General features: G+C 47.3%; 9 protein-coding genes. 8 read left to right on the top strand and 1 reads right to left on the bottom strand.

Annotation, left to right across the window (positions count from 1 at the left end):
- The 8 genes from IM753_RS13100 to menA form a co-directional block, all read left to right on the top strand.
- Nucleotides 1–199: hypothetical protein (locus IM753_RS13100; RefSeq protein ID WP_227713156.1), on the top strand; the 199-nt coding region annotated here is incomplete at its 5' end.
- A 195-nt stretch (nucleotides 200–394) separates the two neighbouring features.
- A complete protein-coding gene (recN, locus tag IM753_RS12350; RefSeq protein ID WP_065255073.1) occupies nucleotides 395–2071 on the top strand; it encodes a DNA repair protein RecN in 1677 nt (558 codons plus the stop codon).
- A gap of 133 nt (nucleotides 2072–2204) precedes the next feature.
- Complete coding sequence (locus IM753_RS12345; RefSeq protein WP_227713157.1) at nucleotides 2205–2711, top strand: YqgE/AlgH family protein; 507 nt, start codon at nucleotides 2205–2207, stop codon at nucleotides 2709–2711.
- Nucleotides 2712–2799: 88 nt separating this feature from the next.
- Nucleotides 2800–3285: a Holliday junction resolvase RuvX gene (gene ruvX, locus IM753_RS12340; protein ID WP_065255074.1), complete on the top strand. Its 486-nt coding sequence runs from the start codon at nucleotides 2800–2802 to the stop codon at nucleotides 3283–3285.
- A 73-nt stretch (nucleotides 3286–3358) separates the two neighbouring features.
- A complete protein-coding gene (locus IM753_RS12335; protein WP_227713155.1) occupies nucleotides 3359–3874 on the top strand; it encodes a hypothetical protein in 516 nt (171 codons plus the stop codon).
- A 55-nt stretch (nucleotides 3875–3929) separates the two neighbouring features.
- Nucleotides 3930–4808 (top strand): 23S rRNA (adenine(2030)-N(6))-methyltransferase RlmJ, encoded by an 879-nt coding sequence (locus tag IM753_RS12330; RefSeq protein WP_065255075.1) that lies wholly within the window; start codon nucleotides 3930–3932, stop codon nucleotides 4806–4808.
- 156 nt (nucleotides 4809–4964) lie between these two features.
- Nucleotides 4965–5759: a CDP-diacylglycerol--serine O-phosphatidyltransferase gene (gene pssA, locus IM753_RS12325; protein ID WP_065255076.1), complete on the top strand. Its 795-nt coding sequence runs from the start codon at nucleotides 4965–4967 to the stop codon at nucleotides 5757–5759.
- Nucleotides 5760–5820: 61 nt separating this feature from the next.
- On the top strand, nucleotides 5821–6741 hold the full coding sequence (menA, locus tag IM753_RS12320) for a 1,4-dihydroxy-2-naphthoate octaprenyltransferase (protein ID WP_065255077.1): 921 nt from the start codon (nucleotides 5821–5823) through the stop codon (nucleotides 6739–6741).
- Between the two features lie 19 nt (nucleotides 6742–6760).
- Here the strand turns inward: menA and IM753_RS12315 are convergent, their stop codons facing one another.
- Nucleotides 6761–8083, bottom strand: coding sequence for an ABC transporter ATP-binding protein (locus tag IM753_RS12315; protein ID WP_065255078.1), 1323 nt, complete (start codon nucleotides 8081–8083; stop codon nucleotides 6761–6763).
- Between the last annotated feature and the right edge of the window lie 259 nt (nucleotides 8084–8342).

Genomic DNA, 8342 nt, shown 5'->3' with positions numbered 1-8342 from the left:
AACAGTGGCGATGACATTGTTGTTTTTGTCAATCATTCTTTATTTTATTTTCTTAGAAATGAGTGCGGTTTTGTTGTTTGATAAACAACATTGGGCAAATGGTTTTAGCTGGAATTTTGCATTTATATTTGCAGTTTTATCCATAAAATTCATTTGCGGTTGGTTTGTGTTTTGGAAAAATGTGTTTTTTAATCGATAATTTGTATATTTGGGCAGGAAAGTGGGATTTGATTCTTAAAAGTCTAAATGGCTAAAATCAATCCTAGATAATTTTAAAATTGGGCTTGGGATTGGTGCGTTGGGCTTGTAAATTTCTTTTACCCGACCAAATTATCCAAACAAGTCCCGATTGTGCTAAAATATCGCAACGATTCATACTTATAATGGAACATTCATGCTAACAGCCCTAACCTTAGATAATTTGGCTTTGATTAAGCACCATGAAATCGTCTTTGATGAGCGTTTTAATGTCATCACGGGCGAGACAGGTGCAGGTAAGTCCTTGATATTGGACGCTTTATCGCTGTGTGTGGGCGGACGAGCTGACGCTGGCATGGTGCGTTTTGGCGAGAGTGAAGCGTCGGTGTTTGGCGAGTTTGATGTAACCGATAATGACAAGGTGAGCCAGTGGTTTGCCGAGCATGAGCGAGAGCTAGAAGAAGACACACTGCTCATCCGCCGTAAAATCAGTGCCAACGGACGCTCAAAATCATGGATAAATGGCGTACCAGCGAGCCTTAGTGAACTAAAATCACTGGGCAGCATTTTGGTCAATATCCACTCACAGCATGCAGGGCTTGAACTGCTAAAACCGCAGTTTGTCATCGATTGGCTAGATGATGTGGGGGGTTTGCACACCCTAAAATCAGCGACCAAAGACGCCTTTGGGGCATACCAACGCCTAAAAAAAGAAGCCGATGACGCTCGTGCCATGTCCACTCAGCGTGCCGACCGCATGGCACTTTTGTCATCACGCCTAAGCGACATTGAGCCACTCATGGCGGTGGACATCAGCGAGATAGAGCAAGAGTATGATGAGCTGTCCAACCTTGAAAATCTCATGCAGTCAGCGGTGCAAGCGGTCACGCACCTAGACAATGACGAGATGAGTGTGTCTAGTCTGTTAGCACGCAGTCTAAAAATCTGTGATAACTTATCGGACAAAAGCCGAGTGTTCGCCGAGTGTAGCGAGCTACTTACCCAAGCGTCCGAGCAGATAGATGATGCGGTGGCACGGCTTATGGACTATGCCGAGCAGTCACTGCCTGACGAAGAGCGACTAGATGAGCTTAATAATCTCATGGGGCTGGCTCATCGCCTTGCCAAAAAATACCACACGACCACAGACGAGCTGACCGCACAGGCAGGGCAGTGGCAGGCGGAACTGGACAAATTAGAGAGCCTGCCTGACAACGAGACCATGGATGAGCAGGTGGCAGGGGCATGGGATGAGTATGTGAGTGTGGCGGACAAACTGCACCACGAACGTACCAAAATCGCCCCACAAATCGCTGACGAACTGGCTCATCGCTTATCGGCACTTGCCTTGCCGAACGCCAGCTGTGTCTTTGAGTTTAGCCCCAAAGAGACACATCAGTATGGCGGTAGTGGGATGTTTGACATCGCTCTCATGTTTAGTGCCAATGTCGGCATGCCCATGCAACCGCTACACAAAGTGGCGTCAGGGGGCGAGCTGTCTCGCATGGCTCTCATCATGCAGGTCATGAGTGCAGGCGTGAATCAAGAGACACGCCCGACCTTGGTGTTTGATGAAGTGGACGTGGGTATCAGTGGTGGTACAGCTCAGGTGGTGGGTGAGCTACTAAGAAGTTTGGGCGACCATCAGCAGTTGTTCGCCATCACGCACCAAGCACAGGTTGCGGCGGCGGCACACCGTCATATCTTGGTACACAAAGAGCATGGCGAGCAGACGATGAGCCATTTGTCCATCATCACAGGCGACAGACAAATTGATGAGTTGGCACGCATGTCAGGTGGGGTGAACATCACCGAAGCGACTCGGGCTCATGTCAAGGGCTTGCTTGATGATATTAATAAAGCCAGCTCATAGCCTTACCATCCACAAACCTTGTAAAATGGCGATTTTGCCCCATATTGACCTTAATGATAATGACATCCCCAAGCGAGCTGATTTGAAAAAATTTTCCAACTTAACACATCATTTTTTATTGCCCAGTCCGTCCATGCCTGATGAACGCTTTGCTGACGCATTGATTTATATCTGCCGTCACAGCACTGACGGGGCGTGGGGATTTATGATTAATAAGCCCCTCGGTGCTTCGGTGGGCGGTTTGCTACACGAGCTTGATTTGCCCGCCAGCCAAAAGGCAATGAACACCCCTGCCATGCACGGGGGCTTTATCCGTCCCGAAGCGGGTTTTGTGCTACATACAGGACTGCCCGAGTTTGCGTCGTCGTTTGCGGTGGGCGAGAACGTGTGTATCACAACCAGTAAAGACGTGCTAAGCCTGATATCGGGCGACAGCTTGCCCCACTTTTTGCTTTGCATGGGGTTTTGTAACTGGACGGCAGGGCAGTTGGAGCAGGAGATAAGCGAGCAGGACTGGCTGGTTTGCCCTGCTGATTTGGAGATATTGTTTCGGGCGAAGTTTGAAGACAGATTGATGTTGGCTTATGACAAACTGGGCATTGACCCTGATAAATTTACCTTGACCACGGGGTTTGTTTGATTTTTAAACGTGATGTTTTAAAAAGTTAAAAAGCCAATTTGCTTTACCTGTGACCGATTTTTTGATTTGCCAAAATAATAGGAATTTCATGACAACACCGACTTTGATTTTAGCCCTAGATTTTGGCGTCAAAAAAATGGGCATGGCACTGGGCAACAGCCTAAGTGCAGACGCACGCCCCTTTGACATTTTGGCGATGGACAACGGACAACCTGACTGGGATAATCTACTGGGTATCATTGAGCAGTGGCGGATTGATGTGGTGGTGGTCGGTTTACCGCTGAACATGGACGGTACCGACTCCATGCTTTCTAAACGAGCGGCTAAATTCGCTCGCCGTCTGGCACACCGTCTGGGTGAACGCCATTTGCCCGTGCAGGTATATATGTATGACGAACGCCTGTCATCGCACGAAGCTCGCATGATGGCATGGGAGCGTGGCTGGATAAAGCACGAGCGAGACCCAATTGATGATGTCTCGGCGTGCTTGTTGGTTGATGGTTATTTTAACTCGCCAGAGCTTGCCCGCTATGTTGGCAGTTATCATGATAATGAACAAAAAGGCAAAGATTAGGGCGTGTAATCTCATCCGATATCAAAATTAGGTACACCAAACACCGCCCAACCACACAAATAAAAGGACACGCATGGATAACCACGCCCCCAACCCGACCCAATCCAACCCCCAAGCCAAACATCAGCAAATCATCCAAGTCATCACGCAAGCGATAGGGCTTGCCAACGTCAGCGTGTATTTGGGTTATGGGGCGATTGTGTGTTTTTGTGTGTTTGGCACGTTGGCGAGCATGGCGACGTTCAAAGACAGTGGGGTGGTGTATTGGGCGTTTCACTACCTGCCCTATGTGCTGATTGGCTTGTCCATGCCGATAAGTTTGTATCATCTGTTCATTTTGGGTCGCTATCGCATTATCCAAAAGGGCATTTTAAAGATGATTTTGGTGGTGGGCATGGGGCTGTTGGCATTTGCTCTTGCCATGGCGATTAAGGGCTGGGCGGTGGCGTTCTACATGAGCCTGTTTTTGGCGATGATTGCGTGGTTTGGCATGCCGTTTTTGTTTCGGGTGAATTTAAAGAAGTTTTTAAATTTTCTAAATAGTCCGACTGATGAAGCCGATGAAAACGAGAATGAAAATAAAAAATAGCCAAAAATCGTGAGTTATGCTACCATAAGTCATTTAAAATTACACGCATTTTCCCATGAATTACAAACACGCCTACCACGCAGGCAACTTCGCTGACGTTGCCAAACACATTTTATTACTCCAACTGCTCGCCCAATTTAGTGCCAAAGCCAAGCCTTTTTATGTGCTTGACGCTTATGGCGGGCGTGGGCTGTACTCGCTAGAAAGCACCGAAGCCACCAAAACAGGCGAAGCGGACAAGGGTATTCGTGCCTTAGAAAATGCCAACCTTGGCACACCGCCAAAAGCCATTGCCCAGTATCTATTAGACCTTGACACCGCTCGCAAGACCTATGATAAGCACGTCTACCCCGGCTCGCCTTGGTGGATTGCCAATCATGCCCAAAACCATTCGGACAACGCCCCCTTGCGTGCTGAAGCCTTTGAAGCGGTGGCGGACGAGTATGACGCCCTAAACTATCAGCTTTATCAACTTCCCATTGGCATTCATCATCGCAATGCCTTTGAAGGCGTGCCTGCCGTACTACCGCCCAAGGAAAAACGTGGCATTATCCTGCTTGACCCGCCTTTTGAGCAGGAACATAAGGATTTTAGCCGTTTGGTGGATTTGCTTGTGGCAAGTCATAAGAAATTCGCCACAGGGACATTTGTGCTGTGGTATCCTATCAAAAATGTCGATGCGGTGGAATTGTTTTATAAAAAAATGAAACGCACCGACATCCGCCGTCAGCTTGTCTGTGAGCTAAACCTATACCCCAATGACGTGGCGGTGGGCATGAATGGCACAGGGCTACACATCATCAATCCGCCTTGGCAATTTGACGAACACGCCAAAGCCATTTTGCAAACGCTCGCCCCAATCCTAAAACCAAAAGACGCACCTGCCATGAATATGGACGACATGGCGGTGGTTAAATGGTTGGTTGGGGAGTGATTATTTTAATAAGTTAAAATCGTAGTCATTCAAAAGTATGCCGAACTAGGTTTTCCGTTCGCCCTGAGCCTGTCGAAGGGTAGGAAAACCACTATGGTTCGACTTAGCTTACTTTGAGCGGTTTTCTTTTACAGTATATTTTAAATCAAAAACACCATGACAACCCAAATCCCAAAAGACCCAGACGACCATGACGGCATTACCTTTGAAGTCGTTGAGACCGAACAACACGGCAATCAAAAAAAGATAAGCCGTGGGGTCTATCCCATTCCCAATCTTATCACCAGTGCGTCCATGCTCTCGGCATTTTTTTCTATCGTTGCCAGTAGCGAAGGGCGGTTTGATAAGGCGTGCCTTGCCATTTTTTTATCCGCCATTTTGGACGGTATGGACGGACGAGCCGCCAGACTCTTAAACGCCCAAAGCCCCTTTGGCGAGCAACTCGACAGCCTTGCCGACTGTATCGCTTTTGGGCTTGCCCCTGCCATTCTTGTGTATCATTTTGCATTGCATGAATTTGGGCGGTTTGGGCTGACGTGTGCCTTTGTGTTTAGTGTCTGTGCGGCGTTTCGCTTGGCAAGATTTAACGTACAAATCGGCACGGTGGATAAAAAATACTTTATCGGATTGGCAAGTCCTTTGGCAGCGATTTTGGTAACGTCAAGCGTGATGGTGGCAAGAGACCATGCAATGGGTTTTAGCCCCCAACTGCTCGCCACCATCTGTGCGGTATGGACGGTCATCTGTGGACTGCTTATGGTGAGCAATGTCAAATATTATAGCTTTAAAGAATTTGACCGCCAAAAAATCCCCTTTGTTGGGCTAATTATTGGCGTGCTTATCATGGGCATTGCCCTTTATGACATTCCTGTGGGCGTGCTTGCCATTGGCGTGATTTATGCCCTGTCGGGGTTTTGGACGACATTTAGAGCAAAAAAAGAAAAAGCCTAAATATTTTTAAAACGCTCAAAAATACCTTTAAAACCCAACTCGCAAACCCACTTGGCTTATCATGTCATCTGCCAATTCGCCCATCGCCCAATTTATCCACGCCACTCGCCCACGCACCTACCCCATTGCCATTATGAGCCTTGGGGTGGGGCAGGGCTTGGCGTATCGCACGCTTGGCGGATTTGGGCTGGATAATTGGGCGTTGTGTGTGCTGATTATCTATACCGCTTTGTCCTTGCAGATTTTGTCAAACCTTGCCAACGATTTGGGCGATGGCATTCGTGGCACCGATAAAGATCGTCATCATGACAGCCCAGCCCGTCTTGTCGGCAGTGGGGCGGTGTCGGCAGGCAGATTTCGGGCGTGGCTTGTCCTTTGGCTTACCCAAACCATGATGGCAGGGGCGATGCTGATTTGGCTAAGTCCTTTAACAGTTTACCAAATTGTGCTGTTTTTTGGCTTGGGGGCGGTGTCGATTTTGGGAGCATTGGGCTATACCATGGGAAAAAAACCTTATGGTTATCATGCACTTGGCGAGCTTGCCGTTCTGATTTTCTTTGGCTATGTGGCGGTGCTTGGCGGTTATTATCTACAAACGGGCAGGGCGGACATCGCCCAAAATCTGCCCATCGCCACAGGTGTGGGGCTGTTGTCCGCCTGTGTGTTGTACATCAATAACTTGCGAGATACTGACACCGACCGCACCAGTGGCAAGACAACGCTTGCCATTGTGTTGGGGTGTTATCGCATTGTAGGTTATTTTGTCCTTTTGTATGGGGCGATGATGTGCTATGGCTATCACGCTGTTGTCTTTGGTGATAGGGCGTGGGCGTTGGTATTGTGTTTACCCCTGCTTATCAAGCACACTCATGCTGTCATCACGCACCGCCATAGCCCTGCTCGTCTGGGCAAGGAGCTTGGGGTAACCGTGAGGCTTGTGATAGTAGTGAATGCTTTGATGATAGGCTTGGTTGGGGTTTGATGCATCCTGCAAATCCACATCAATGGCGAACTTCCACGACAAGCCTTGTTTTGCCAATTTCATCTAACTTGGCGTGAATGATGTCCGTGTTCACGCCATCCAAATTGGCGTCCCACTCATCAAGGAGCAATATAGGCGTATCATCGCCCGTTAGCTCATCAATTTCACCGATAAGTCGCTGTCCTGTTGAGCCTTCGGTATTATCAAAAATCAGCTCATGCTTGGCGGGCAGATAATAAGCACGCTCGCTAAGCCTGTTCTTTAATGTCAAAAGCACGCACGATTTGCCCACGCCATTATCGCCAACAAGGGTAATGCGTCCTGTGCTGGGCGGATTTTTCAAAAATTCATCAAAATCAAAGACTTGATTGGTCTGTTTGACAAAAATTCTATCTTTTTTAATGTGCTTGTCAAGCGTGGCATTTGGCGTATCAAACAATTGGATTAGCCCGTCAAGCCGAGCCATGAGTGTGCTAATTTCCGCCCGATAGCCAATGAGTTCATGGCTCATTTGAAGCATTTGAATCTGGCGTGGCAACGTAGCAACGAGCATGGCAAGCATCGCCATATCCCCCAAATTTTGCCAAAACAACACGCCACTTGCCGTCAAGACGCACACAAGCAAAACAAGCATTCCCACATTACTGCTTAGGTGTCGCATGGATTTGGCATGGATACTGTCGGTTTTGGCTTTGTTAAGGGTGTCTGTCAGAGTGCGATTGTGTCGTAAGTAATTGTATTTATTAAAAATAATCACATTATCCCACGCCTTTGATAGCCCCGACATCAGCATGAGCCGAGACATTTGGGCGGTTTTGGCAAGATTACCAAGCCTGCCTTTAAATAAATGTACCGCTCCCATGGCAAGCACCATGCCCAGACCATAACCCAATAAAATAAAGCCGTCTAGCACCCATGCAATGACAATCAGATTAAATCCGACATTTAATAGTAGTGTTATCATATCAAAAACGCCAAGTAAGCTGTCATCAAGGGTGTGTTTGCTTTCTTGGGCGAGCATGGCGGTGGCGGTCTGTTTTAGAGTGTGGTTGTTATAATGGCATGATTTTCCCAAAAAATGCTTATCAAACAAAGTGTTATAACGTGCTAGCGAGTCAAATTTGGCTTTTTCCAAAAAGATACTGGCAAAATAAAGCGGTATCAGTACGAGTGTCAAAGATGTCACAAAACCAATAAGATAAGGCAGCGATAGCGTGCCGTCCGTTACACTTTTGGCAAGATTTGCGATAAAAAAGGTGGATGATGCGACAATAAGTTGGGCAATACCAACAAAGGCAAGGCTTGCCACAAAAGCAGGGGTAAATAGTAGAGCGTGTCTCATACAGAACTTTCCAAAGTTTTTAACCCAATCTCAACTCAGAATGATAACGTATTGACTATTGATGGTTTTTGAATTGTAGGGGCGAATCACATTCGCCCTTGATAAATCAACGGCTTGCATAATGTTGAAAGTTGGGTGTTTTTAAAAATTTTAAGTGTAGGTAAAGATGAGATATGAGTTACATTGGCAAGTCCTTTTGAATGGGCAAAGTGCTAAGATAGCAAAATGCAAGCGGTCTAGCAAGCAAAAATTTAAAAAT

The organism is Moraxella sp. K127 (assembly GCF_015223095.1).
Lineage (GTDB): Bacteria > Pseudomonadota > Gammaproteobacteria > Pseudomonadales > Moraxellaceae > Moraxella.
Note: the sequence above shows the minus strand (reverse complement) of the source record. Positions and strands in the feature narration are given on the sequence as shown.

Excerpts from the sequence above, each read along its gene's own strand:
- recN (WP_065255073.1), top strand. The coding sequence starts at position 395 with ATGCTAACAGCCCTAACCTTAGATAATTTGGCTTTGATTAAGCACCAT.
- IM753_RS12345 (WP_227713157.1), top strand. The coding sequence starts at position 2,205 with ATGCCTGATGAACGCTTTGCTGACGCATTGATTTATATCTGCCGTCAC.
- ruvX (WP_065255074.1), top strand. The coding sequence starts at position 2,800 with ATGACAACACCGACTTTGATTTTAGCCCTAGATTTTGGCGTCAAAAAA.
- IM753_RS12335 (WP_227713155.1), top strand. The coding sequence starts at position 3,359 with ATGGATAACCACGCCCCCAACCCGACCCAATCCAACCCCCAAGCCAAA.
- IM753_RS12330 (WP_065255075.1), top strand. The coding sequence starts at position 3,930 with ATGAATTACAAACACGCCTACCACGCAGGCAACTTCGCTGACGTTGCC.
- pssA (WP_065255076.1), top strand. The coding sequence starts at position 4,965 with ATGACAACCCAAATCCCAAAAGACCCAGACGACCATGACGGCATTACC.
- menA (WP_065255077.1), top strand. The coding sequence starts at position 5,821 with ATGTCATCTGCCAATTCGCCCATCGCCCAATTTATCCACGCCACTCGC.
- IM753_RS12315 (WP_065255078.1), bottom strand. The coding sequence starts at position 8,083 with ATGAGACACGCTCTACTATTTACCCCTGCTTTTGTGGCAAGCCTTGCC.